Origin of the sequence: Chryseobacterium sp. MHB01, from assembly GCF_034651565.1 — a bacterium.
GTDB lineage: Bacteria > Bacteroidota > Bacteroidia > Flavobacteriales > Weeksellaceae > Chryseobacterium > Chryseobacterium nepalense.
This window is the reverse complement of the sequence record NZ_JAYEDA010000004.1, coordinates 1-24,918: the sequence shown is the minus strand read 5'-3', so window position 1 is coordinate 24,918 and position 24,918 is coordinate 1. Positions and strand designations below refer to the sequence as shown.

General features: G+C 37.3%; 22 protein-coding genes and 6 tRNA genes. 27 read left to right on the top strand and 1 reads right to left on the bottom strand.

Annotation, left to right across the window (positions count from 1 at the left end):
- Positions 1-121 precede the first annotated feature (121 nt).
- The 19 genes from deoD (at position 122) to U9K52_RS08015 (ending at position 16,201) form a co-directional block, all read left to right on the top strand.
- Complete coding sequence (gene deoD / locus U9K52_RS08105) at positions 122-832, top strand: purine-nucleoside phosphorylase (RefSeq protein WP_322925907.1); 711 nt, start codon at positions 122-124, stop codon at positions 830-832.
- Between the two features lie 272 nt (positions 833-1,104).
- A complete protein-coding gene (locus tag U9K52_RS08100; protein ID WP_263602367.1) occupies positions 1,105-2,133 on the top strand; it encodes a LacI family DNA-binding transcriptional regulator in 1,029 nt (342 codons plus the stop codon).
- Positions 2,134-2,169: 36 nt separating this feature from the next.
- Entirely contained in the window at positions 2,170-2,811 is a 642-nt protein-coding gene (locus tag U9K52_RS08095; RefSeq protein WP_322925906.1) for a hypothetical protein, read from the top strand.
- 237 nt (positions 2,812-3,048) lie between these two features.
- Positions 3,049-4,182 carry an AAA family ATPase gene (locus U9K52_RS08090; protein ID WP_322925904.1) on the top strand — a complete coding sequence of 378 codons (1,134 nt, stop codon included), beginning with the start codon at positions 3,049-3,051 and terminating at the stop codon, positions 4,180-4,182.
- Entirely contained in the window at positions 4,155-4,898 is a 744-nt protein-coding gene (locus U9K52_RS08085) for a hypothetical protein (RefSeq protein ID WP_322925903.1), read from the top strand. Before U9K52_RS08090 ends, U9K52_RS08085 begins: the two co-directional genes overlap by 28 nt.
- On the top strand, positions 4,889-7,288 hold the full coding sequence (locus U9K52_RS08080) for a hypothetical protein (RefSeq protein ID WP_322925902.1): 2,400 nt from the start codon (positions 4,889-4,891) through the stop codon (positions 7,286-7,288). The genes U9K52_RS08085 and U9K52_RS08080 overlap by 10 nt, the downstream gene beginning before the upstream one ends.
- Positions 7,272-8,951: a hypothetical protein gene (locus U9K52_RS08075; RefSeq protein ID WP_322925901.1), complete on the top strand. Its 1,680-nt coding sequence runs from the start codon at positions 7,272-7,274 to the stop codon at positions 8,949-8,951. Before U9K52_RS08080 ends, U9K52_RS08075 begins: the two co-directional genes overlap by 17 nt.
- On the top strand, positions 8,941-9,960 hold the full coding sequence (locus tag U9K52_RS08070) for a soluble NSF attachment family protein (RefSeq protein ID WP_263602372.1): 1,020 nt from the start codon (positions 8,941-8,943) through the stop codon (positions 9,958-9,960). Before U9K52_RS08075 ends, U9K52_RS08070 begins: the two co-directional genes overlap by 11 nt.
- 738 nt (positions 9,961-10,698) lie before the next feature.
- A tRNA-His gene (locus U9K52_RS08065) sits at positions 10,699-10,770 on the top strand.
- An 88-nt stretch (positions 10,771-10,858) separates the two neighbouring features.
- Positions 10,859-10,932, top strand: a tRNA-Lys gene (locus U9K52_RS08060).
- A 93-nt stretch (positions 10,933-11,025) separates the two neighbouring features.
- Positions 11,026-11,096, top strand: a tRNA-Asp gene (locus U9K52_RS08055).
- 513 nt (positions 11,097-11,609) lie between these two features.
- Positions 11,610-11,682: transfer RNA gene (locus U9K52_RS08050), tRNA-Phe, on the top strand.
- A gap of 202 nt (positions 11,683-11,884) precedes the next feature.
- Positions 11,885-11,955, top strand: a tRNA-Trp gene (locus U9K52_RS08045).
- A gap of 119 nt (positions 11,956-12,074) precedes the next feature.
- Positions 12,075-12,560 carry a ribonuclease H-like YkuK family protein gene (locus U9K52_RS08040; protein WP_248394728.1) on the top strand — a complete coding sequence of 162 codons (486 nt, stop codon included), beginning with the start codon at positions 12,075-12,077 and terminating at the stop codon, positions 12,558-12,560.
- A 77-nt stretch (positions 12,561-12,637) separates the two neighbouring features.
- Complete coding sequence (locus U9K52_RS08035) at positions 12,638-13,009, top strand: cyclic-phosphate processing receiver domain-containing protein (protein ID WP_322925900.1); 372 nt, start codon at positions 12,638-12,640, stop codon at positions 13,007-13,009.
- Positions 13,010-13,567 carry a DinB family protein gene (locus U9K52_RS08030; RefSeq protein WP_322925899.1) on the top strand — a complete coding sequence of 186 codons (558 nt, stop codon included), beginning with the start codon at positions 13,010-13,012 and terminating at the stop codon, positions 13,565-13,567.
- Positions 13,568-13,645: 78 nt separating this feature from the next.
- Positions 13,646-14,209, top strand: coding sequence for a metallophosphoesterase family protein (locus U9K52_RS08025; protein WP_322925898.1), 564 nt, complete (start codon positions 13,646-13,648; stop codon positions 14,207-14,209).
- A 336-nt stretch (positions 14,210-14,545) separates the two neighbouring features.
- A tRNA-OTHER gene (locus U9K52_RS08020) sits at positions 14,546-14,610 on the top strand.
- A gap of 493 nt (positions 14,611-15,103) precedes the next feature.
- A complete protein-coding gene (locus tag U9K52_RS08015; protein WP_322925897.1) occupies positions 15,104-16,201 on the top strand; it encodes a slipin family protein in 1,098 nt (365 codons plus the stop codon).
- Between the two features lie 57 nt (positions 16,202-16,258).
- Here the strand turns inward: U9K52_RS08015 and U9K52_RS08010 are convergent, their stop codons facing one another.
- On the bottom strand, positions 16,259-16,708 hold the full coding sequence (locus U9K52_RS08010; RefSeq protein ID WP_312173537.1) for a VOC family protein: 450 nt from the start codon (positions 16,706-16,708) through the stop codon (positions 16,259-16,261).
- A 162-nt stretch (positions 16,709-16,870) separates the two neighbouring features.
- Here U9K52_RS08010 and U9K52_RS08005 point away from each other — a divergent pair, with 162 nt between their 5' ends.
- From U9K52_RS08005 to U9K52_RS07970, 8 genes are all read left to right on the top strand, one after another.
- Entirely contained in the window at positions 16,871-18,409 is a 1,539-nt protein-coding gene (locus U9K52_RS08005; RefSeq protein ID WP_322925896.1) for a SulP family inorganic anion transporter, read from the top strand.
- A 265-nt stretch (positions 18,410-18,674) separates the two neighbouring features.
- A complete protein-coding gene (locus U9K52_RS08000) occupies positions 18,675-19,349 on the top strand; it encodes an HAD-IA family hydrolase (RefSeq protein WP_322925895.1) in 675 nt (224 codons plus the stop codon).
- 3 nt (positions 19,350-19,352) lie between these two features.
- Entirely contained in the window at positions 19,353-20,177 is an 825-nt protein-coding gene (locus U9K52_RS07995) for a phosphoribosyltransferase family protein (protein ID WP_322925893.1), read from the top strand.
- Entirely contained in the window at positions 20,167-20,721 is a 555-nt protein-coding gene (locus U9K52_RS07990) for a TerD family protein (protein ID WP_248394717.1), read from the top strand. The genes U9K52_RS07995 and U9K52_RS07990 overlap by 11 nt, the downstream gene beginning before the upstream one ends.
- A 7-nt stretch (positions 20,722-20,728) precedes the next feature.
- A complete protein-coding gene (locus tag U9K52_RS07985; RefSeq protein ID WP_322925892.1) occupies positions 20,729-21,898 on the top strand; it encodes a toxic anion resistance protein in 1,170 nt (389 codons plus the stop codon).
- 15 nt (positions 21,899-21,913) lie between these two features.
- Positions 21,914-22,864 (top strand): hypothetical protein, encoded by a 951-nt coding sequence (locus U9K52_RS07980; RefSeq protein WP_322925891.1) that lies wholly within the window; start codon positions 21,914-21,916, stop codon positions 22,862-22,864.
- A 45-nt stretch (positions 22,865-22,909) separates the two neighbouring features.
- Entirely contained in the window at positions 22,910-23,521 is a 612-nt protein-coding gene (locus U9K52_RS07975; protein WP_312173517.1) for a TerD family protein, read from the top strand.
- Positions 23,522-23,687: 166 nt separating this feature from the next.
- A complete protein-coding gene (locus U9K52_RS07970; protein ID WP_263602381.1) occupies positions 23,688-24,728 on the top strand; it encodes a TerC/Alx family metal homeostasis membrane protein in 1,041 nt (346 codons plus the stop codon).
- Positions 24,729-24,918 lie beyond the last annotated feature (190 nt).

Below are 24,918 nucleotides of genomic sequence, written 5' to 3'. Positions count from 1 at the left end.
CAATAGTTACGGGCTTTAGCCTAAATCTACATTCGCTGACATCAATCATTCAAAATCACTTATTGTATAAATCATCCCCAAAATATTTTCTTGCTATCTTTGCCTCATTGAAAATAAAAGTATGAGTATTCACATCAGTGCAGAAAAAGGACAAATAGCCAAAGTCGTGTTACAGCCGGGAGATCCGCTTCGTGCGCAGTTTATCGCCGAAAAATATCTTGAAAATACAGAATTGGTAAGCAAAACACGGGGCATATTTTATTATACGGGTTTATATAAAGGAAAGGAAATCACAGTAGGAGCCAGTGGAATGGGTTTTCCGAGCATCGGGATCTATTCTTTCGAGCTATTCACGGAATATGAAGTGGATACCATCATCCGGATCGGAACCTGCGGGGCGTACAGCACCGATCTTCAGCTTTTCGATATTTTAAATGTAGATAATGCGGCCAGTGAAAGTACCTATGCGAAATATGCCTGGGAAATAGAAGACGAGATCCTTCCGCATCAGGGTAGCATTTACAATACCATTAACCAGACTGCAGAAGCACTTTCCCTGAAAACAAAATCCATCAACGTTCACAGCAGTGATATTTTCTACAGGAAAGATCCTGCAGTACCTGCGATTGCCACAAAATATAATTGTCCGGCCGTGGAAATGGAAGCTTTCGGATTATTTGCCAATGCAAAGCATCTAGGGAAAAACGCTGCAACCATCCTTACGGTAACAGATATTATCCCGACCCACGAAAAGATCTCTGCGGATGAAAGAGAGCGCGCTTTGAAACCGATGATGGAGCTTGCCCTGGAATCTGCGTTGAAAAGCCTTTGATGTTGCAAAAGATAATTATCCTTAAAAAATATATTTCATCAAAAAAGAGCTTTATTCAAGTCGGTAAAGCTCTTTTTTTATTGGTTGAAAGATCCAACTTAAATCACTGAGAGTAAGTTCGGAGGAGTACTAGATCTAAATTTTTACAACAGTTTATATTATCAATGCTTAAAATCTGAGATAAATGCTTACATTTCCTTTCCGGTAGTGAGAATTTGATTAAATTTACCTCAATAATATACATTCGTTTAGAGACATAACTAAAAACCTGTATGAATAAAAAAAGTGCCACCATCTATGATATTTCGAAGAAGCTTAACGTAAGTGTGGCAACTGTTTCGAGAGCGCTGAACAATCATCCCAGAATAAGCCAGGCCACAAAAGACCTGGTGACCAAAACGGCGAAGGAGATGAACTACAAACAGAACAATCTTGCCAAAGCTTTAAAGAGCGGGGAAACCAAAAATGTAGGGATCATCGTTCCGTTTGTCAATACCAATTTCTTTTCATCCGTGATCCGTGGAATTGAAGAAGAACTTTCTCCTTTCGGGTACCACGTCATCATCTGTCAGAGCCATGAGGATGTGAATATTGAAAAAAGACATCTCAACACCTTGCTGAATGCACAGGTAGACGGGATTTTTATGTCGGTTTCAAGAACAACCATCGATACGTCCCATATTCAGAATATACTGGACACCAGTAATACGCCGATCATTTTTTTCGACCGTAAAAAAGATATTTCGGGAATCAGCACCGTAACCATCGATGATTACCGCGGAGGGTATATGGCCACCGAACACCTCATCAAAGAAGGGTATAAAAATATCTGCCATTTTTCAGGAGATCTGAATCTTGAAATTTACCAGAATCGTTTAAACGGATATAAGCAGGCTTTAACGGATCATCATTTTCAGGTAAAAGAAGAAAATATCATCACAACAGGCAGCTCTATAGAAGCTGGCATTGAAGCAATTAAAACACTTTGGGACAGGAAGTCTGTTCCGGATGCGATTTTTTCCGCCAGTGATTTTGCAGCATTAGGTGCCTGTCAGGAACTGAAAAAGAAGAAAATAAAAATCCCGCATGAAGTGGCGGTAATCGGGTTTTCCAATGAACCTTTTACCCAGTTTATGGAGCTGCCGATAAGTTCTGTGGACCAGACACCGCTGATCATGGGTAAAATGGCGGGTCAGGTTTTTCTGGAAAGCGTAAAAGAAAGCGGATCCGGTATTTCCACGGAAAAGAAGGTTGTCCTGGCTCCTCAGTTGTACATCAGAAAATCTTCTAAAAGAAAATAATTCTCCTGCTGTTTATTTCTGCAAATTGTTATTGATATGATGCCATCCGGATTTTCTTTTTTAGATACTTTGTTTCTTCTTCGGAAAGAAGAATGCATCACGATTTTCACAGATTTTTATGAAATATCAGGAAAAGAAATTCAGGATACGGCAGACTATTTAGAAGCAGAATTTGAAAAAGAAAGACTCGAATTTTTATCCCTGGAAATAAACTTTGATAAAGAAGCCGCGGTATGGGCCGCAAAAGTGCTGTATCACAGTGCACAATTATATCTTATCAGGCAAGATACTGCCAAAGATATCCATAAGCTCATTCCTGCATATAAAGGAAAAAGAGATATTTCTTCCATATTATCAGCAGATTTATCTTTACGGTTTTTACCACAGGTCATTTCGGTATTACAAAATGCAGATCCCGAAGATCCATTGATTAAGATACTGGAAAATATCCTTCAGCAATTTCATTATTCAGGAATTGGTTTTGATATAGAGTCGGGAAATATCAATTGGGAAGAAGAATTGAAAGACAGCACCTACCGAAAATTATATCTTGAAAGAATTGTAGAAAAAAGATCCTATCAGCTTGCTGAAATTCCTTATATCAACAACTTGCTGATTGCTGAATTTGGCTTATATAAAGATATTTATTGGAAAGAATTAAAAATAACAGAAAATTAACTTCTGTATTTCTCTTTTAAAGGAAAAGGTTTATGCTGAGCCTGCCGAAGTAATTTTCTATTAAAAAATATTAAAATATAGAATATCAATACAAATTTTTTGTTATCATAAGAAAAAAAGTTTTGTTTTCTTTGCTAAGTAGAACGCCTTTGCGAACTTAAAAACAGTAGTAGTTCAAAGAAACTTTCTAATCTTTGCGTTTAAAAAAGAAGCCAAAAAATTATAACACAAAAACAAATGACTCAAAATATAGAAAAATTAAACCGGGTTCTCACATACGTCAAAGATACTTTTGTCGGAAAAGATAACGTCATCGATTTATTGGGAATCTGCCTGCTGGCAAGGGAAAACGCATTTTTGTATGGCCCGCCGGGAACTGCTAAATCGGCGATGGTAAGAACGTTGGCCAAAACCGTAAAAGATGGAAAAAACTTCGAATATCTTTTGACCCGCTTTACCGAACCGAACGAGATCTTCGGTCCTTTCGATATCAGAAAACTAAAAGAAGGAGAGTTGCTTACCAATACCGAAGGTATGATGCCCGAAGCTTCCCTGGTTTTTCTTGACGAAATTTTCAACCCAAATTCTGCCATTCTGAATTCTTTATTAATGGCTTTAAATGAAAAGATCTTTAAAAGAGGAAAAGAAACAAGGCATCTTCCGGCGCTTATGTTCGTTGGTGCCAGCAATGTCCTTCCCGAAGACGAAGCATTGAACGCCTTGTTCGACCGTTTTCTCATCAGAATCAATGTCGATTATGTAAACCCGGAGCTTCTTCATCAGGTGCTTCTGGCCGGAAGAAAACTCGAAAACAATACCGAAACGGAACTGCCGGAAATCCTTTCGCAAGAGATCAGAGAACTGCAAAATCTTTGTAAAACGGTAGATCTGAAGCCGATTTATGAAGTGTACCTCAACACGATCATCAGCCTCCGCAATACAGGAATTGCCATATCTGACCGAAGAGCCGTAAAAATGCAGAATCTTATTGCCGCAAGCGCCCTGATCTGTGGAAGAAATGAGGCTGTCATTTCTGATCTTTGGGTACTGAAACACATCTGGGATACGGAAGAACAGATCGAAATCTTGGAAGGCATTATCAACCGGACCATCGAGAAAGACGAACATCCGAAAGTCCATCCGCAGGCACTCCAGAACAAAACTCCTGATCCCGAAGAGGTCATGAAAGATGTACAAATTCTTGTAGAGAAGTGGAACAGCGGAACACTGAGATTTGAAGAACAGAATGTGATCAAAGATAAACTGAGGTATCTTCAGACCCGTTGTGACTGGATCAGAAATCCTGAACAGAAACAGTATATTCAACAGGAAATTGAAAGTCTATGGCAAAAGATCCTTCAGAGTATATAAAAGAATTCTGGGCTGAAATTCCCCGCCCGCATGAAGAATATTTAGGTTCGATCCGCGACTGGAGAAATATCCAGGTCGCATTGGATGATGAAATGATCTGGCTTAAAGGATTTACGGCTGAGCAGGCTGTTTCAAAGGAAATCCAGCAATTGCCTAACTTCATACTGTACGAACTGCGAAACGGATTGTTGTTTCGCAAAAGTGCTTTGGTTCCCAGTAAGAAAATAAGATCAGCATTGCTTTGGACGCCTATCGATAAAGCCTTACGGCTTACATTCCCGATTTCCAACAATAATTTTTTGGGAATTGATGAAAAAGTTGAGGTGAAACTAAAACCTAGCGAGGATGAGAAACCTGCTGTTGCTTTATTAAGTTCAATTAATGATATAAAAGACAGCCTGATCACCTTACCCAAATTTAAACTCGAAAAACTGGATTGGATTATCATTGATGATAAAGCGCTTTTTCTGGGAATGCCATTACTAAGCTTTCCGGGAAAAACATACTGGACAAAGGATGATCATCTGATTCCTGCAGGCTTTGATTTTGAATTTAAAAATCTGAGTTCTTTACTGCAAAGAAAATATAATGCGAACCGCGACCATTGGATTTTATGGAGTGAGAATGGTAGTTTTCTTCCTATTCTTAAAAGCGATTTCCGGAAGTTATCTGTAAGTTCGTTCCGTCTCACCGAAAAAGCAAAAGAATGGATGTAAGAGAATATTTTCGGTCTTACGAGAATTATTTCTGGGAGTGGACGACCGATGAAGATGTTCCCGATGATACAGGCTACCATGAAAACAACCTTATTTCTATTCCGAATGTAGGACCTCTTGCCTACAGAGCCTATGTCATGGGTATTCTCAAAGAATTAAAAGGACAGGGATTGCCGCCGTTCGGTTCATTATTGCTCGTGCTCTACGCGATTCAGGACGGACATCTAAACATGGATGGGATATTTTTCTATATCAGAAAATACAAAAACGCATTTCCGGGAACAGATATGGAGAATGACGTCTATGATGCGCAAAGCTTTTTAAAAAATCTGATGCATCTCGGGAATTCGTTAAAAAGATCTTCCAACAAAATTATTCTGTTAAGGACTATTTTCAATTATGCCCACATCCGCATGTCCCCGGAATATTCCGAAGGAGTTATCCGGAAATTTGAAAGGAAACCTCATGCTATTGCTGAATTTGCCAGAAAAGAAGAGCTGAATGTAACGGTCTTCAGGAACGATATCGAAACACTCGCTTATCTTTATAACGAGTTTCCAACGACAGAATCGATCATCAATGCCATGAATGATGAGATTGGTCTTCCTGATTTAAAAGAAGAAGTCCTTGAAGAGGAAACGACCATCGAAAGTGGAGCAGAATTCATTGAAGAACTGATTGAAGAACCGAAAACCTTCCAGGTCGGAAGCCTTATCAAAAGAATATGGAGCGGACTGAAAATCCCGATGCGTCACCTTTCGCCGGGAGATCAGCCCATCGGTGGGATTTCTGATATGACCAATAAAGGCGAACTTCACAGAATGCTGTTGTCGGAATTTGCCCATGATGATGAAATCTTTATGAACCGTGTCGCCAACAATGAAGCATTGTATATCCAGAGGGAAATTCCGCCGGAAGAAAATATCTTTGAAAGGATCATTCTGATCGATACTTCCCTGAAAAACTGGGGAACTCCGAAAGTAATGGCCTTTGCTTCTGCCATCGCCGTCATCAAGCATCCGAAAGCACATTCTGAATGTAAAGTTTTCGCATTAGGAGAGCATACTGTCCCCTTATCATTGAATAAAGTGGAAGACGTTATTGACAACCTGAATTTCGTGAGTCCTGTTCTGGAAGTTTCAAAAGCGCTGGAAAAGTTTTTTAATGAAGAACATACGGGTAAGGATCTGGAAGTCTTTTTCATTACACATGAAGATAATATAAAAAATCAGAACCTCCAGAAAATTATTAATGAGAATCGCGACCGGCTCAAGTTTCTGGTGACAACTTCGGCAACCGGCGAACTGAATTTTTTTAAGCATCAGAAAGGAATCAGGAAACATATTCAGAAAATCGTGCTTCCCCTGAAGGAATTATGGGCAAATCCCCCTTCAAAAAAGAGAAGAAGATCCAATAATGTTACAGAACAGGGGGCTAAAACGGATGTACCTAAGAATTATCCGTTACTCTTTCCTGCTCCCAAGCAACAGATTGCAACCTTTCTTTATGAGGGCGAATTCTTTATTTTGAGCAGTAAAAAGCAATTGCTGAGGACGCATCTCACCGATAATTATTATAATAAAGGATATTATGGAAGCTACTGGACACATCGGGGTTGCGAGGTCCTGTATGAAAATATTTCCGTTAAAGATCAGGGACAATTTGCCCTGGCAAAAAATAAGCAGCAACAATTTATTCTGTGCCAGTATCAGCCGGCTAAGAATTTGATCTCAAAACTCAACATTGAAACGAAAGAATATTCGGAGCTGAATGTCTCCGGATTTGATATTCCTGCCAATGTGCAGCTGGTCTACTTCGATAAACATTTTTATCTGCATGAAGAAAAGCTGGATGAGATTTTTAGTATTACTGTAGAAGGAGAAGTTTCCATGCAAATGGTTCGAAATGATGCTGAAATTGCTAAAAACATCGGGAAAGTCTATATTGAACTGGACAAGCTGAAGTTTAATAAATTTAAAATATTAAGCAATTTTACTCTAGTCGGAATCAACAGTGAGCATAATCTCGTTTTCTCTAAAAGTGAGCTGAAAAACTATGGAAGTACGCTTTATTTCATGAAAAATAAATTGCCGATTATCATTAAGGCAAATCAGATTAAAAATAAATTTACTTTTTCTGAAGGAAGTGAGATTATTACAGATTCACGAGGGATCATTACATTCAGAAGTATTAATGCCAATATTCCGGTATTTTATATGCCTGCTTTGGAACATCGTGCTGCTGCGTTGGCTTCGGATACCGAATTTACCGGTGCAGAATATTATCTGCCACAGCATACGTTGCTTAAAGTAAAAGAAATGCAGGAAATGTATGAAGCTTACCTGAAAAGATTTATCGACCAAATACTGGAATATGGAACTGAAGATTAAGCCTTTTCCGAAAAATAATTACCCAAAAACTGGAGTGCTGATCAGAAGCTCCTCACCACAGGTATGGCTACAGGAAATGGAATTGCTGGGTATTGATCTTAATGCAGTTCAGTCATTTGCGATCCCTTCGCAGGAACCGAATGTTTTGTACGGATGTTTTTTGGTCTTTACTCATAATGCTCCCGCTGATATCGGGCAGCACAGTTATTTTCAATGTTTCGACAATCGATTATTTATCCCTGAAAATACAGATTTCTATCCTAAGCTTATTGCTGAAGACTGGAAATATCAGGATGCCCGATATATTATTATGCACCCGGGCTTCGGGCTTGTCCGACTGATAGAAGAGATTGACTGGATAACCGTTTTGCAGGACTCCTCAAAAACAGAATCAGTCATCAGAAAGCCACTAAACGGAATAAATATTCCACAAAAGATCCGGAGTTTTCAGGTAAACATGAATGATGACGATCTGCTGGAACAGCTGATGAATCCTCAAACGGACGAAGAATGGATGAAAAATCTTCCTTTTGATCTGAAAAAGGTAATGGAAGGAAATCTGGAAGAAATAGAAAAATATATCGCTTACATTACTAAGTATCCGGAACGGGCAGTTTATTTTGGCGTTCCGTTGGATATTCACGGGACTTCAAGAGGGGGGTGGGGAGATTTTAATTTTGATTTCGGAATGTTCGGGATGGGCGGCGACCCTATTGGTGCGGATAAGCAGTCTCAAAATTCATCTGAAAAATCGAAAGATTCGTGGAAAGTATTAATCGGATTTATAGTGCTTGTTGTTATTATCATTTTTGTCTTAGACTCAAAGAAGAACAATCCGGAAGAAATCCAGGTTTCTAATGTTTCAACAGATCTTTACAATGATCACACTGTTGAGACGGTACCAGAAAACAAGCTTGCTTTTGAATCCGGAGTTACCAAAATTGATATGGTTATCGATTCTCTGTACGGAAAAGAAAGAAGGCAGCTGATACAGGAATATGAACAGGTGAATGGAACCGGAGACGTGATTTTGTGGAAAATCGAAGAGTACAGATTAAAAGAGAAAAAATCCAGAGATTCTCTAAAGAATGTTTATCTTAAAAAGACAGAAGATCTGGTAAAACTTAAAACAGAAGGCTATCACACAAAAATCCTTGATTCCATCAGAAAAGATACTTCCAATACGATGACAAAAATTTCTCAGAAACTTCTTGCTGATGATCTGTTGGAAATGAGAAAAAGAGTTGTATCTGATTCGTTGTCAAGAATCTATGGGACTTTGCATACTACAGATCCAACGGTGGTCTTCCATAAAGAAACAGGAAAGAAGATTTTTAATACATCTGGAGATGTCGAAAAAGGGAAAACTTCCGTTTCAGAAATTACCTGGATGATCCTGGCAATGATGGGTTTGGTGGCCGGGTATTCCTATTTTGTAAGGAAAAAGCCATTATATATGGGCGGTGAATATGTTTCTGAAGGAATCAAAATGATTCTCATTATTATACTTGCTGCCTCCTTATTGTATATTTTCTATCCGCTCATCAAAACATTCGGCTATAATTGGCTGGTATGGCTGCTGATTATCGGCGTTATTGTGCTTCTGTACAGATTATTCAGTAAGGATATGGACATTTTAAAATCAGGAAAGAATGAGAAATAGAAAATTTTTAGATAAATTCCTGGTTGCTTTTTTTGTACTGGTGCTTTTTAAAATAATTGCAATTATTGCACAGTGGTCACAGCAAGCGATACAGGATGCATTAGCAGGTGTATTTAAGTTTATATTTTTTGTCTGCATCGTTGTGGTATTGATTGTTTTGCTTCAAAGTAAAGAGAAAGATCCTCTGCCGCCCGTGCAGAAAAAATATGGTGGTAACGGAGTTCCTTTAGATTCATCGATATTCGATCGATTAAAAAGCATGTATGAAGATATTGCCGAAAAGCATATTCAGAATAATGAATACAAAAAAGCAGCGGTCGTTTATATGAATTTGCTTAAAGATTATTACCGAGCTGCTAAAACACTGGAGAACGGCGAATTTTATAACGAAGCAGCAGCTGTCTATCTCAAAAAGCTTAATAATAAAGCGGATGCTGCAAACTGCTATGTGAACGCTAAACAGTACGACAAAGCAATTATTCTCTATAAAGAACTTCAGCAGAAAGAAAAAGTGGGCGACCTGTATAAAATGATTGATGATTTGGAAAATGCTTTTCTCTTTTATCAGATGGTTGTAGACGATTATCTAATGAGTTATCAGATGGTAAAAGCTTCCCTGATATATCGGAATAAAATGGATATGCATCAGGAAGCACAGAAAGTACTTCTCAGAGGTTGGGAAGAAAATCACGATCCGCTCAATTGCCTGCAACAGTATTTCGATAATATTGGTGATGTTAAAAAGCTTGAGCACGAAATTCTGCAAATCTTCGGACAGACGCCTTCTGATAAAAAGATCATTTACCTGGAAGCCATGAAGCAGGAATTTAAAAAAGCTCCGGAGCTTCGGGTTCCTACAAGAAACATTGCGTACGAAATCATCGCTGAAAAAGTAACGACGCGTTCGGAAATCGTGAATGAATTAAAACATTTCAATCCCGATGATGAGGTCATTTTAAAAGACATTTCAAGGTATAAAACAGGCAGGAATAAAATGTTCAGAAATTAAACTTTTCAAAAAAACGTTTATCTTTGCGGCAACAAAATTATGACAATACAAAGAGCACATATCAGTTTAAATCTATGCGATCGTCCTGTAGTAAAGGGATCGTTTGGATATGAATGGATGTTGTTGAATGAGGCAAAATGTGCTTTCTTTGAAAATTGTTTACTGTAAACCCGTAAAAATTTTATCAAATAGTACAGGAACGCCTCGATTTTCGAGGCGTTTTTTTTGTGTTTTAGGAGAGAAATTATTTAGAATGAAAAAAAATAACCATAAAATTGAATATTTTTTAATCAACAATGAACAATTAATAAGAAAATAAGAAGTGATCAATAAACCGATGAGAGACAGTCATTTAGGTAGTAAGAGTATCTGCAATCCGTTGCGGACAGGTATTTTCTATATTAAAAATAACGTTTAATGTGTTGATTTTCAGGTGATTGAATGAAAAATAAATTTGTGAATTAAAAAAAATCATATTTACTTTGCAACCGAAAATTGAAAGCAACAGGTTTTCAGCATTTCAAAAACTTTTTAAAATAATAAAATGAAACAATTTAGAAACATATTTCATCAACATTCAGAATTACACGGACAAAAACCAATGGATTTGGTGTGTGCATGTGTTCTTGATAATGGATTATTAAATAAAAGGTGCTTATATAAATGGGTCAGTTAGTACACTGACACGTCTGAAAATATAAAGCGCCTCCCCTAAAGAGGCGTTTTTTTATGCTTTATGGTTTCTCTAGCTTATTGGTAAAGCGTCGGTTTGTGGCACCGGAGAATAGGGTTCGATCCCCGGAGATACCCAAAAATGTGAATAATGAATTTGTTTCACAAGTGAATTTAAAAAATTGACAAGCAAGTGAATTGATAATTTACTATTCACAACATTAACAATCTCATAGCTCAATAGGTAAGAGCACCGGTCTTTTAAACCGGGGGTTGAAGGTTCGAATCCTTCTGGGATTACAAAAAGTGAATGGTCAATGGTGAATTTATTTCATAAGTGAATTTAAAAATTGACAAGCAAAGCGGATTTACATTGACTATTCACAAATCAAAGGTCTATTGAGGTAATGGTAACCTTCCCGACTGTCTCTCGGGCACTGCGAGTTCGATTCTCGCATAGACCGCAAGAATGATGGATGTAATTGTTTCAAAAAGAGAAGAGGAAAAGTCTGTCAGCGCAGACGATCTTTAGCCAAAAAAACACAGGAATGTAGACAGGCTTTTCTTAACTCAGATTGATGCTTTAATAAAAATGAATGGTTTAACATAATATAAATTTTAGATAAATAAAGTCTGTCAGAGCGCAGAAGTTCTTATATCAAACACAATAGGACAGGCTTTATTTTAATGAAATTAAGAAAATGATCAGTAAGGTTTAAAAAGTACTCATCAAAACGATGGTTCGCCGAAGTGGAAGAGTCGGGGCGGTCTGCAAAACCGTTGCGTAAGCTGAGTGGGTTTGAAATGTGAAACATTCGTGAATTTAAATAAAAAATAAATAAGGTTATGAACAACCCCACAACCATCTCAAATAACTAAAATGAGATTAGTTCCGAAGAAAGGAAAAGTCTGTCAAAGCGCAGAAGTTCTTATATCAAACAAAAATTAAGACAGGCTTTGTTTCTTCAAAAATAATTGGAACAGTTGTGTAGATGGTCTGCACGTTAGTCTGAAAAACTAAAGGTATAGGTTCAATTCCTGTCTGTTCCGCAGAATAAGAACAAGCAATATATTAAAGTACTTATTAAATATGATTTAATTACTCATTACCTATTGCTTATAAAATTGATTCATAATTGGCAGCACACAAGACTTTGACTCTTGTTGTTCAGGTTCGAAATGCAAAGCATTCGTGAATACATAAAATGAATAAGAAAGGAAATGAACAATCCTGATGAATCAGCAAAAAACTACTCCGATGATGTAATGGCAGCATCTCAGTCTCCAAAACTGATGGTATTGGTTCAAATCCGGTTCGGAGTGCAAGAATGTTAATGGTCAATGGTGAATTTGCTCCGCAAATGAATTTTAAATTGAGAGTACAATGGATTTACGATTGACATAATTATTAAAATTTAAACAAAACAAAAACATGTAGAAAAATGGAAACGCAACAACAAGTATGGCAAAATATGAACGGAAAAATTTTCCAAAACTCTATCACACAGCTGGTAGAAGAAGCCATCATCCGCGAACAAGGCAGTGGATACCGACTGAAAGTATGTGTGGGATCAGATTCCCATGTTTACGGAGATGTCATTAATTATGCTACGGCAGTAGTTTTTATTCGCGAGGGAAAAGGAGCGTTTACCTTTATCAGAAAAGAAAAAGAATTCCAGCGCATCAGTATCAAAGAACGTATGTTGAATGAGGTGAACAAATCCGTAGAAATTGCTTATGCGATCTGCGCAGTACTGGATGCTTACGGAGTAGAAATGGAGGTGCACGCAGACATTAACACCGATCCGGATTTCAAGTCCAATGTAGCGTTAAAAGATGCCATGGGATACATTCTCGGAATGGGTTATGTATTTAAAGCAAAACCTTACGCATTCGCGAGTTCTAACTGTGCGGATATGATGGTATAATAGCTAAAAGCAGCGCAAATAATTACAAATCTAAACTTGCGTTTTAGTACGGAAAAATAAAAGGATAAAATAAAAAAATGGAATTGACAAAAAGATTATTGTTTCTGGATGATATACGATACCCAATTGAGGTGTATCACTACACCAAACAGGATATTTTCCTAAGAGGCGATTGGCATATCGTTCGGAATTACAAGCAGTTTATCAACAGAATTTTGGAAAACGGCTTACCGGACATGATCTCTTTTGACCATGATCTTGCGGATGTACATCATCTTCAACAGGATTCTCAGCAATTTGTCGAAAAAACAGGATACGACTGTGCGAAGTGGCTGGTAGAATATTGCATGGATAATGGCACGGACTTGCCGCAATTTTACTCTCATTCCATGAATCCTGTAGGAAAGGAAAATATTGAAAGCCTTTTAAGAAACTTTAAAAAATTGTAAATGGACATATTTAGATGTATACAGTTTATACAAACGCATTTGAAATTCACTTTTGATGAGGTTGACAGATGGTTTGATAAAGAAAATACGACGTTGAATTATCGATCTTTGAATGGTGGTTGGACTGTTCTGCAGATTTTAGAGCATATTTATCTTACTAATTTTTATTTGTTGATTCTTATTGAAAAAGGTTCGAGAAAAGCAATACGGAATTATCATCATCTCGATGTAAACTCTGAAATAAGAAATTACAGTTTTAATAAAGAAAAGTTTGAAAAAGTAGGAGAGCACCGAGCTTTTGAATGGGTAAGACCGGAACATATGGAGCCGAAAGGCGATTTGAATTTGTATGAAATCAGGGAATCAATTATTCAGCAATATCAGCAATGTTTACATTATTTGAATTTAATGAAAAATGGTGAAGGTCTTCTCTGCAAAACAACAATGACAGTGAATGAATTAGGAAAGATTAATGTCTATGAATATATTTATTTTCTTTCACTTCATGCTCAGAGACATCTTACTCAAATGAAAAATAATGAATTACAAATAATTTAATACTTGCGTAATAGTAATGAAACCTCAAAGGTTTTCAAACTTGTGAGGTTTAAGTAAAAACAATTAAAATTTAAAACAATGAAACAAAATATATTTTTTACAGCAGACCATCATTTCGGTCATGCCAATATTATAAAATTCTCCGAAAGACCTTTTGAGTCGTTGGAGCATATGAATGAAGAACTTATTAAACGATGGAATGAGAAAATAGGTAAAGATGATACCGTCTACCATTTAGGAGATTTTAGCTTAGGCAAACCGGATTTTACCAAAGAAATTCTGGATCGTTTGAATGGAAATATTCATTTGATAAAAGGAAATCATGAAGGAGCAGCATTAACGTATCCAAAACGATTTGCGTCCATCAGAGATTACCACGAATTAAGAATTGATGAAGCCGACAACAGCAACGGCAAACAAAAAATTATTCTTTTTCATTACTCCCTCAGAACATGGAACGGCTCACACCGTGGTGTCTGGCAACTATACGGCCATTCGCACGGAACATTGCCGGATGATGAAATGACATTAAGTTTCGATGTAGGGGTAGACTGTCATAATTTTTATCCTGTTTCCTACGAAGAAGTAAAGGAAATCATGAATAAGAAAAAATGGACTCCGCCTTTTGCACCGAGAAATTAAAGCAATGTGGAAAGGATGATGGAAGCAGGAAGTAAATGCGTATGTTAAAACTTCTCTCCCTTAAGGTTAAAAAATAATTTTACTACGCAAAAACACTGCGCAATAGGGATTTTATTTTGCATCATCAAAAAGAATAATACTAAAATTTTGAAAGACAGATTTTAGTCAAAAATATCAGGCAGGTCTTGTTGAGTGTTTCGGTATATCACCATTGCAGAATGATTTGTTGAGGAACATGATTTCGTTCTGTTCAGCTTGACCTGAAGGTTTGGAAGTCGCCAAAAACTTCTACCATACGCTATGGGTCGGAGGTTCGAATCCTCCTATTTCCTAAAAGGGAATATAACTCAGTCCGGTTAGAGTAATAGCATTATGATTTGTGGGTTCGAGTCCCACTGCCAATGATGATTGGTATGGCGGAAATGGTATACGCCTACATTTAGTTTGTAGATCAATTTTTAAATAGACTCAAAATCTATTTTTTCGCGAGTTTTGGGTATTCTCATCAAAAATATCCGCACTGGAAAATCCGGGATGTTTTCGGTTGTTAAATCAGCATTCTGAAAAAGCCTGTAAGAAAAGAGGTTTTCTAAAATTGAAACGGTATGGAAGAGCTTATCATTTCAGACAAATGCTGAAAGTACGGTCTTTAGCGTGAGCGATGGTAACGGATATCCTTTTTTGTAAGCAAAAAAGATAGAAGTGAACGTAGCGACCCGGGCTGCAGGAAATGCTGTGGCGAGGGACACGCCCAAGATCTGAATTTCAGTATAAATCTGAAAATTGAGTTTGAAGTCAGTGGATTTTTTGTTAAACGCTTTGCTTCCGCATTTTTTGGAAGAAGAGATCAGGGATTTCCTTTTATTAAATAATAACTGTTAAAAAATAAAAATCATGATAAAAAATGTACACATTAAAGCATACGAGAGAGGTCTTGTTTTCAGAAACGGAAACCTGATCGACATCCTGAAAGAAGGGAGCTTCTGGATTTTTGGGAATAAAACGGTAGAGATCTACGATATGAAATATTCTTTTAAAAGCAATACTGATCTTACTCTTTTGCTGAAAAACGAAGGACTGAAAGACATGCTTGATGTTGTTGAGATAAAAGACGGTGAAATTGTGCTTGTTTACGAAAGCGGAATTTTCAAAGAAGTGCTGAACGTAGGACAGTACGCTTTCTGGAAAGGTATTTTCAACAGAACATTTCAAAGAATCGATTTAACGAAAGTGGAAATTACCGAAAATATTTCTAAAACAATTCTGGAAAATACAAAGCTCAAGGGTTTTGTTAGAAAATTTGTCATCACCAACCAGTATAAAGGTCTTTTGCTGATCGACGGAAAGCTGGACCGTGTTTTAGAAGCCGGAACATACTATTTCTGGAACAATGAAATTTCTGTAGAGGCAAAAGCCATCGATACCAGAATGCAGCAAATGGAAATTGCAGGCCAGGAGCTTCTGACGAAAGACAAAGCGATGCTCAGAATTAACTTTTATGTCCGTTTCCAGGTGGAAAATATTGTAAAAGCCTTAATGGAAAATAAAGAATATGATAAGCAATTGTATATCCTTATGCAGTTGGCTTTACGGGAATTTGTCGGAGCTTTAACTCTTGATGAGCTGCTTCTGAAGAAAGATTCCGTGGGAAAAGAAATTCTTCAGAACCTTGGAAATAAAGCCGAAGATCTCGGTCTGAAAGCTGCTGATGCCGGAATTCGGGATGTGATTTTAACGGGAGAAATGAAAGAGATCATGAACCAGGTTTTAATTGCTGAAAAGAAAGCCCAGGCCAACACCATTATGAGACGTGAGGAAACAGCTTCTACAAGAAGCCTGCTGAACACCGCCAAACTTATGGAAGAAAATGAAGTGCTCTGGAAGCTGAAAGAAATGGAATATATGGAGAAGATTGCCGATAAAATCGGAGATATTACCGTATCCGGAAATAATAATATTGTTTCTCAGCTGAAAGAGATTTTTGCAAGATAAACTAATACCTGTCTTTATAGATTCCGGCTTTGCGAATGCAAAGCCGGAATCGTTTTGTCACGAAGTCTTCTCCAGCCATTCTTCGTAAGAAAGAATTCCCAGTTCCGGTTTTTCCTTACCTTCAAGGATAGAGATGAATTCCAGCTGATTTCCGTCGGGATCATTAAAGTAAATCGCCAATGCTGGCATCCAGGCAAAAACCATTGGTTTTTCAGATCCGTTTTTCAGGAAGTTGTAGGGGATTAAATCTTTATTTTTGAGAAACTCAACAGATGTATTCAAAAGATCTTCCTTATCAACTCTGAAAGCAAAATGACGCGTTTGCAGGTTTTCTTTCTGTTCCCAGAGACCCAGCATGAAATCTCGATCTTCTCCCACCCATAAAAAAGCAATCCGGCGGTTTTCATCCTGATGAGCTAATTTCAATCCTAAAACCTCTGTATAAAAATTGATGGCATTTTCAAGGTTACTTACCTGAATATGGGTTTCGTATAATCCTTTGATCATAATTTTAGTTTTAACAGAACAAAGCTATAAAACAGATGTATCAAATATTAATATTATCCATTTCTTAAACTAAAACAGCTGATAGATAAATTTAATTTTTACTAAAGCCAATAATAGCATACTATTGGATGAGGGTTGTATAGTCACTACCTTTGCTGCAAAATGAAAAATACCACCGCTTTATTCGATTTCTCACAGAAAATAAATTTTAAAAATGAGTTGCTAGCCGGCTTCACGGTTGCTATGACCATGATTCCTGAGTCACTTTCTTTTGCGATTCTGGCCGGGCTTTCACCACTTACGGGTCTCTATGCAGCATTTATGATGGGATTGGTGACCGCAGTTTTCGGCGGCCGTCCCGGAATGGTTTCCGGTGGAGCTGGCGCTACCATTGTTGTTCTTATTGCCTTAATAAAATCGCACGGTGTAGAGTATCTCTTTGCCACCGTAGTTCTGGCCGGGATATTTCAGTTGATGGTAGGTATTTTTAAATGGGGTAAATTTGTAAGACTGATTCCGCAGCCTGTAATGTATGGTTTTCTGAACGGTTTGGCTGTTATTATTTTTATGGCTCAGGTGGAGCAGTTTAAAACTGTAAATGAAAACGGAATCACCGGCTGGCTTCAGGGAACAGCACTGTACGTAATGCTGGGCCTCACTTTGCTTACTGTTGCCATCGTTTACTTTTTTCCGAAAATCACGAAGGTGGTGCCGGCTTCTCTTGTGGCTATTCTCATTGTGTTTGGAATTGTTATTGGTTTTGGAATTCACACGAAGACTGTTGCCGATATTGCAAGCATTAGTGGGACTTTGCCACATTTTCATATTCCGGATCTTCCTTTTTCACTTGAAACATTGCAAATTATTTTTCCTTATGCACTCGTTATGGCAGGAGTCGGACTGATAGAATCACTTCTTACCTTATCAATGGTGGATGAAATTACCAATACAAAAGGAAATGCGAATAAAGAATCGGTCGCACAGGGACTGGCCAATATGACCAACGGATTTTTCGGTGGAATGGGAGGCTGTGCCATGGTTGCACAAACCCTGGTAAATCTTAATGCTGGTTCCCGGGCAAGGCTTTCCGGGATTATTGCATCCGTCACAATCTTAATTATCATCTTAGTTGGGGCTCCTTTCATAGAAAAGATTCCGATGGCAGCACTCGTTGGCGTTATGATGATGGTGGCCATCAGTACTTTTCAGTGGGTTTCTATCCGAATTGTCAATAAAATGCCGAAATCTGATATTTTTGTTGGGATTACAGTCGCTTTAATTACAATCATATTACATAATCTTGCACTTGCCGTATTGGTAGGTGTTGTTATTTCAGCATTGGTTTTTGCATGGGACAATGCCAGAAGAATCCGTGCAAGAAAATATACGGATGAAAACGGAATTAAATATTATCAGATTTTCGGACCCCTGTTTTTCGGATCTGTTACTACTTTTATTGACAAATTTGATCCTGTAAACGATCCCGATCAGGTGGTAATTGATTTTAGAGAAAGTAGAATTGTGGACATGAGTGCCATTGATGCTTTAGACAAATTATCTAAAAAATACGCGGAACAACAAAAAACTTTACATTTAAAACATCTCAGCGAGGATTGTCGCAAAATGCTGAAAAACGCTGAAGCGGTAATTGAAGTCAATATTCAGGATGATCCTACGTACAAGGTAATGCCGGGGAAGTAGAGTAGTTGTGTTTGAGGGGTTTAGGTTTTGATAATGTTTGTGTATTATCATCGCTTAAATAAAATTCTCTTTCACTAAATATTAAATTCAATTGCGGAAAATCATAAAAATTTCTTAAAACACCGCACAACATTTACCCATTAATTTAAAAATTTTATCTTTGGATTAAATTGACATCAGAAGAAAAATCGATGATAAGAATAAATGTAACTTATTGACATCTTTTTTCAGGAATTAAGCTAAATAAACTTTTAACTAAACCGTTTTGAAAACAGATATTGACATCCATAATCATTCACATTTTTCCTTTGATTTATGGCTTACCTTAATAAAATCTCACCCCGAATTTAAAACAAAAAGAGTTGAGCTCTTTTCTTCATTTTTTGAAGTGAAAAAGCCGATAAATGAAGTGGCAAAAATTGTAAAATATTACGATGATCTTTGCAATTCCATTAATGAGGTTATCGGAGGAAATGTAGATACTTTTGAAATTTATCTTCTTATTCTGAGTGCTTTACAAGTTGATATAAAACAGATTAATAAAGGTACATTAAACGAATTCTATCAAAAAAGTGAAGAATTGTTTCTGGAATATAAACCTGTGGTGATTTTCGAAAACCTGCATGATTTTTTTGATGAAATTAAAAATCAGGGAAAAACAATTAATATACTAAGCAATACAGGTTTTATTAAAGGAAAAACAATGAGGAAATTTCTGATTAATGAAGATCTTGATCAGTACATCGATTTTCACATTTATTCTGACGAAGCCAACTGCTCCAAACCGGATCCGAAAATATTTCAGGAAGTAAAAAATCAGCTTAAAAATCAGGATCTAGATTCCGCACAGATATTACACATCGGAGACAATCCTATTGCAGACTACAAAGGGGCAAAAGATTTTGGTTTCAATGCACACTTACTTAGACCCAAAATATAAATTATGAACAAACGATACAGCTTACATCACATCCATTCTGCAGATGAATTTACTTTCTCACCCGCAGAATACAGCTATTTCAAGTATGGAGACAAATCGTATGCTGCAAAATTTGCAAAAGAATTATTCGAAGGATTTATTTCAGCACATGAGAACATCCTCGATACAGATAAAGATATTGTTGTTTTGCCAAGTCCGTACATGGCAATTCCTACTGCCTCCAATTTTTTATGCTTTTACTTTAAAAAGCATCTGGATTTTTATCTGTTTCAGAAAGGAAAGAAATCAAGCATCCTCTCAAAAATCAACAGAAATCATACATACACGACGGATTATGGAAATTTGAGCTTCGAAGATCGCAAAAATCTGATTGCCAACGACACTTATTATCTTGATAAAGATTTTCTTAGGGGAAAACTTTGTATTTTTATAGACGATATCAAAATAACAGGAAGTCATGAGTTTACTGTGAATAAAATTCTTCATGAATATAAGGTAGAGGCAGATTTTTTGTTCATGTATTACGCGGAACTGATGAATTTTGACCTTGATCCGAAAATTGAAAATTATTTTAATTATTATGCGGTAAAAAGTGTAGAGCACGTTGCAGAAGTAATGCTGAAACCAGGTTTTCAGTTTAATACCAGAATTGTAAAATATATTTTAGGCCTCGATTCAGGTAATTTTGATTATCTTTCGTCTAAAGTAAAGAAAGAACAGATGGATCAGCTGTTGGAACTGGCGATCAGCAACAATTATCATTTAATAAAAGAATACGAAAACAATATTAATACATTAACACAAACTGAACTATATTATGGCTATTAACTTACAGAAAGGACAAAGAGAAAACATAAACGCCCCAAAATTTACCGTAGGTTTAGGATGGGATATCAATAATACTTCTACGGGAACAGCTTTTGACCTCGATGCCTCTTTATTTTTATTGGGAGAAAATAAAAAATTGGTTTCCGATAATCACTTTATTTTTTACAATAACCTGGAATCTCCTGATAAAGCAGTGATTCATACGGGAGATAATTTAACAGGAGAAGGCGCAGGCGATGATGAACAGATTAAAATCGACCTTACAAAAATTGATCCGGCTGTGAAAGAAATCACCGTTGTGGTAACGATTCACGAAGCAGATTCCAGAAGACAAAACTTCGGACAGGTAAGAAATTCTTTCATCAGAATTTTTAATACAGATACCAACGAAGAAATTTTAAAATACGAACTTGACGAAGATTTCTCCATTGAAACAGCAGTAGAATTCGGAAGAATCTATAACAGAAACGGCGAATGGAAATTTGAAGCCGTAGGAAGCGGTCAGAGAGAAGGTCTCGAAAAATTTGTAGAAATCTATCAATAATCTTATCATGGATAACCAACCCAATCAACCCATAGATCCGTTTGGATCAATTGAACCCTTAAAAACATTTGAACCGACTCCGATGGATCCTCCACCGGGACAGGTGCCAAATACACCTCCGGCCCCAGTGGTAGACAGGGAAGGAAATGTAAACCTTACCCAGTTACCATCTGAAGAACGCCAGAAATACGAAGTTCTTGCAGACTCTATTGATGAAACCAATCCGGGATCCATTGTGAATTTCGGGGCAGATCTTCAGAGAACTTTATCTAATCAGAGTGACAGTTTCCTTGGGAATGTAAGACGGTCCAACTCGGGAGAAGTCGGAGAACTGATCAATAATTTATTGGTCGAGCTGAATTACGTTGATGTAGAAGAGCTTAATCAGAATAAATTCAAGAGCTTCTTAAGCAAATTGCCTTTCATGAAGAGCGTAATGACCCAGATTGAAAATCTATTTGCAAAATATGATAAGATCATCAACAATATCGATCAGATCTCATATAAAGTAAATGCAGGAATTATTACTTCTACAAAAGATAATGCTGTTTTACAGACCATATTTGAAAGTAATATCACTGCAATCAAGCAAATCGAAGAGCTGGTAATCGCCGGAAACCTAAGAATGGAAAAGGCGGGAACTGAACTTGCTGCAATGGAAGCTGTGCCACAAAACTATCAGGATTACCAGATTGCTGACAAAAGAGATTTTATTGCGAGATTAGACAGAAGATTAGCCGATCTTAAAGTCGTTCGTCTGATCATGATGCAGTCGCTTCCGCAGATCAGACTGGTTCAGAACAATAACGTATCTATTGCTGAAAAAGCGCAGACTATTCTTACGACAACGCTTCCGCTTTGGAAAAATCAGCTTTCTTTGGCAGTGGCCATGTACAGACAGCAGCAGAATATTGAAATTCAGCAGAAAGTTTCTTCGACAACCGAAGAGATTTTAAGAAAAAATGCAGAACGTCTCGGTCAGAATTCAATCAATGTTGCAAGAGCCAACGAGCAAACCGTTGTATCAATTGAAACGCTGAGAGAAACAACGTCAAAACTTATCAATACATTGAACGAGGTAAAACAGATCCAGAAGCAGGGTGCGGAAGGAAGAAGAAAGCTGGATCAGGATCTGATGACTCTGGAAGACGAACTTAAAGCAAACGTTAGAGGATAATAGCATTATACAAAGGTGAATGATGAAGCCGTAAACATACTGTCTCAAAGTAAAAGAAGATTAACAAAACTTAAACTTCTTGCCAATTTTTTTGAAAATGTGGATATCATTTCCATCTACATTAAGACGGATATCATCCATAATCTTTTTCAGGAAAATAAGGGACTTGATTACAGTAAACTGGAATTGTTTCACCTGCAGTACACCGACAGTCTTATTGAACTTCTTACGAAAATAAAAAAACAGAAGGAAAATGACATGCTGGCCGTGATCAATGAAATAGAAATCAACAGGAAATATATTTCCGGATTCGAGGAAAAGCAGGCAGACGGTTTTGAGACCGACCGGAAAATATACAGCGGAAATTTCTCGCGTCACATGAAGGATTTATATCATGACCTCACGGAAAACAAATTCACGGTCAACTGGGAAGAGGTTTTATATTTCTATAAAAAATATGCTGCTGAGTTTTACAGATCAGAAGTTGATGAAGAACTGCTGAAACCTGGTAATTTTCCGGCTTACCGGTATCAGGACTATCAAATTGAAAGAAAGCTTTTGGGGAGACTTAATATTCAGAGCTTTAAGGTTCGTTTTGTGTGTGGTTTTGCGGTTTCGGGAAATGAATATGAACTGTTTAAGATTTTCCAGTCAGAAGATTTTTTCATCTTTGATATTGAAGGGCATAAGATGTATCTGGCGGATCCTAAAAAAATGGAAAAGCTGAATACGGCTCCCAACGAATCAAATCGCGGGATCATCATCAATCAGCTCAAAAAAAAGAATGAGGATCTTGAAGAAGCAATGACTGAAAGAAAAAGAACATTACCCGATCAGGTGACAGCAGTCCTGAAAGATTATATTAAAAACCTCGAAAATACGGATGTGATGAGCAAAATGTTCGATATTAATGAAGAAACAAATATTCTGCGCGCAATGCTGAATTTAAATTTAAATAATAATTAACGACTTTTACAACTCGTAAAATATAAACAAACTAAACATAAAAAGATGGCTATTAACTTACAAAAAGGTCAACGGATAAACCTTACCAAGGAAAACGGAACTACTCTGACACAGGCGTGTGTAGGAATAAACTGGGGTGCAATTGAGAAAAAAGGTTTCTTCGGAGGGATAACTCGCGAGGCAGTAGACCTGGACGGAAGCTGTATTTTGTACGATTCTAATAAAAATGCAACGGAAGTTATTTATTTCGGGAATCTTAAATCTAAAAACGGTGCGGTTAAACACAGCGGGGACGATCTTACAGGTGATGTGAACGGTGACGACGGGCTGGACAATGAGGTGATTACCATAGATTTCAGCAATCTCGATTCTAATGTAGAGCATGTTGCCCTGGTTCTGAACAGTTACAAAGGGCAGGACTTCGGAACAATTCCTTTTGCTTCAATCAGAATTTATGAAGGAACTCCTACGAATGTAAGAGAAGTTTTTGCAAAATACGATATTGCCAATGATGCCTCTTTCAAAGGTCACGTTTCGATGGTAATGGGCGTTTTCTACCGAAGAAACAACGAATGGAAATTCAACGCCATAGGAGATCCTACAAAAGACAGAAAATTGCAGGAAACCATTGAAACCGTAAAACAAAATTATTTATAAAGATTAAGGTTCAATAGGAGCGGGCTTTAGCCTGCTTATAAAACAGGATTTCGATCCGGCTTTAACCAAGGTCTATTGAATTTAATCTGAAAATATAATAAACTAACAGCAATATTTGTATTCGTACAGCTATTGCTTTTATCATTTTAACAACAACACATTAAAAGTGGGACAAAATACTAGCATTTTAGATCTTCATCCCGGTCTGGTTTGGGGATTTGCGGTAACCGTAGTTATCATGTTGCTCCTGGATTTAGGAGTTTTCAACAAAAAAAGTCATGAAGTTTCTTCCAAAGAAGCCACCATCTGGTCAATTGTCTGGATCTCGCTGTCAATGGTGTTTTCGGGAGTGGTGTACTGGGTGTACAATTCAGATCTGGGTCCCGGAAGCCATGCGCTTGCTGTAGAAAAATTTACACAGTATCAGGCTGCTTACTGGATTGAGAAGGCACTTTCGGTAGATAATTTATTTGTATTCATTCTTGTTTTCGGATTCTTCAAAGTTCCGAAATACCTTCATCACAAAGTGCTTTTCTGGGGAATTATTGGTGCGCTTGTCTTCAGAGCGATTTTCATTTTTGCCGGAGTAGGATTGATCAATCTTACCTATCTTCCTGAAATGAATATTTTCGGGCACCCTGTGAAAATTAATGTTGTAATGACTTTATTCGGGCTGTTCCTCGTATATGCGGGAATCAAGTCCTGGGGTGATGGAGATGACGACGATGAGGAAGATTACAGCAATACGGCTGGAGCAAGGCTAATCAAAAGATTCTGGAAAGTTTCTGACAATTATGTGGGTGATAAATTTTTTACCGTTCAGAACGGAATGAAAATGGCGACTCCGCTTTTGGTAGTGGTGGCGGTAATCGAATTTACGGATGTGCTTTTCGCTGTGGATTCCATTCCTGCAATATTTGCTATCTCCAATGATCCGTTTATCCTTTATACATCAAATATTTTTGCGATTTTAGGATTAAGATCGTTGTATTTCCTGTTGGCAAATTTTATTCACATGTTCAGCAAATTACCTTATGGACTGGCAGTTATTCTGTCTTTCATTGGAGTCAAGATGCTGATTGCACCATGGATTCATATTCCGTCTCCGGTTTCTTTAGGGATTGTAGGAGGCGTATTGATAATCTCCGTTATTTTATCTCTCATTTTCCCGGATAAAAAAGAAGAGAAGGAAAAGATAGAAGAATAATCTGTTATTCTAATAATATAGAAAGGCTTTACATTATTATTATGTAGAGCCTTTTTATTTGAACGATGCCTCAATAAAAATTTCCACAAACAATTTCACACTTTCACACGCTCCAACCTCCCTTTATTTCAGGAGCTTAATCCGGCTCTCGCTACTCGCTTTTCCTGTTGTATTGGTTGGGGGGGGGGGG

Bases quoted from the DNA above. Each gene is read 5' to 3' on its own strand.
- deoD (WP_322925907.1), top strand. From the start codon at position 122: ATGAGTATTCACATCAGTGCAGAAAAAGGACAAATAGCCAAAGTCGTG.
- U9K52_RS08100 (WP_263602367.1), top strand. From the start codon at position 1,105: ATGAATAAAAAAAGTGCCACCATCTATGATATTTCGAAGAAGCTTAAC.
- U9K52_RS08030 (WP_322925899.1), top strand. From the start codon at position 13,010: ATGGACATATTTAGATGTATACAGTTTATACAAACGCATTTGAAATTC.
- U9K52_RS08090 (WP_322925904.1), top strand. From the start codon at position 3,049: ATGACTCAAAATATAGAAAAATTAAACCGGGTTCTCACATACGTCAAA.
- U9K52_RS08035 (WP_322925900.1), top strand. From the start codon at position 12,638: ATGGAATTGACAAAAAGATTATTGTTTCTGGATGATATACGATACCCA.
- U9K52_RS07975 (WP_312173517.1), top strand. From the start codon at position 22,910: ATGGCTATTAACTTACAAAAAGGTCAACGGATAAACCTTACCAAGGAA.
- U9K52_RS08085 (WP_322925903.1), top strand. From the start codon at position 4,155: ATGGCAAAAGATCCTTCAGAGTATATAAAAGAATTCTGGGCTGAAATT.
- U9K52_RS08025 (WP_322925898.1), top strand. From the start codon at position 13,646: ATGAAACAAAATATATTTTTTACAGCAGACCATCATTTCGGTCATGCC.
- U9K52_RS07985 (WP_322925892.1), top strand. From the start codon at position 20,729: ATGGATAACCAACCCAATCAACCCATAGATCCGTTTGGATCAATTGAA.
- U9K52_RS08005 (WP_322925896.1), top strand. From the start codon at position 16,871: ATGAAAAATACCACCGCTTTATTCGATTTCTCACAGAAAATAAATTTT.
- U9K52_RS07990 (WP_248394717.1), top strand. From the start codon at position 20,167: ATGGCTATTAACTTACAGAAAGGACAAAGAGAAAACATAAACGCCCCA.
- U9K52_RS08095 (WP_322925906.1), top strand. From the start codon at position 2,170: ATGATGCCATCCGGATTTTCTTTTTTAGATACTTTGTTTCTTCTTCGG.
- U9K52_RS08080 (WP_322925902.1), top strand. From the start codon at position 4,889: ATGGATGTAAGAGAATATTTTCGGTCTTACGAGAATTATTTCTGGGAG.
- U9K52_RS08075 (WP_322925901.1), top strand. From the start codon at position 7,272: ATGGAACTGAAGATTAAGCCTTTTCCGAAAAATAATTACCCAAAAACT.
- U9K52_RS08015 (WP_322925897.1), top strand. From the start codon at position 15,104: ATGATAAAAAATGTACACATTAAAGCATACGAGAGAGGTCTTGTTTTC.
- U9K52_RS08040 (WP_248394728.1), top strand. From the start codon at position 12,075: ATGGAAACGCAACAACAAGTATGGCAAAATATGAACGGAAAAATTTTC.
- U9K52_RS07995 (WP_322925893.1), top strand. From the start codon at position 19,353: ATGAACAAACGATACAGCTTACATCACATCCATTCTGCAGATGAATTT.
- U9K52_RS08010 (WP_312173537.1), bottom strand. From the start codon at position 16,708: ATGATCAAAGGATTATACGAAACCCATATTCAGGTAAGTAACCTTGAA.
- U9K52_RS08070 (WP_263602372.1), top strand. From the start codon at position 8,941: ATGAGAAATAGAAAATTTTTAGATAAATTCCTGGTTGCTTTTTTTGTA.